The sequence below is a fragment of the Hydrogenophaga intermedia genome, from assembly GCF_000723405.1.
In the GTDB taxonomy this organism is placed as follows: domain Bacteria; phylum Pseudomonadota; class Gammaproteobacteria; order Burkholderiales; family Burkholderiaceae_C; genus Hydrogenophaga; species Hydrogenophaga intermedia.
This window is the reverse complement of the sequence record NZ_CCAE010000122.1, coordinates 1-502: the sequence shown is the minus strand read 5'-3', so window position 1 is coordinate 502 and position 502 is coordinate 1. Positions and strand designations below refer to the sequence as shown.

At 69.7% G+C, this 502-nt stretch carries 1 protein-coding gene; it reads left to right on the top strand.

From position 1 onward, the window contains the following. Positions 1-502 (top strand): hemagglutinin repeat-containing protein (locus BN948_RS25950; RefSeq protein ID WP_156037867.1); only part of this gene is annotated, 502 nt, incomplete at both ends.

Below are 502 nucleotides of genomic sequence, written 5' to 3'. Positions count from 1 at the left end.
ACCAGCGACATCGTCTGGCTCGAAGCGCAGGAAGTGACCCTGCCGGACGGGAGCACGCAAACCGCGCTGGTGCCCCGCGTCTACCTGATGCCCCGCGAAGGCGACCTGAATCCCAAGGGATCATTGATCGCCGGGCGGCAAGTCCAGATCGACCTGAGCGGTGACTTCCTCAACAGCGGCAGCGTCGCCGGGCGCGAGCTGGTGCTCATCGACGCCAATGGCATCCGCAGCAGCGGGCGCGTCAGCAGCGAGGGCACCACGGCGCTGCGGGCAAACGAGGACATCGACGTGCGCGGCGGCGAAGTGGCGGCCCGCGACGCCCTGCTGCTGGACGCCGGGCGCGACGTTTTCGTGGTCAGCACCACCACCAGCACCACCAGCACCACCACGGCAGGCGATGACGGTGCCAGCACCTACGAGCGCACCGTGCTCGATCGCCGGGCCCGCCTGGTGGTGAACGGCGAGGCCGGCGTGCTCATCGCCCAGGCCGGGCAGGACATGA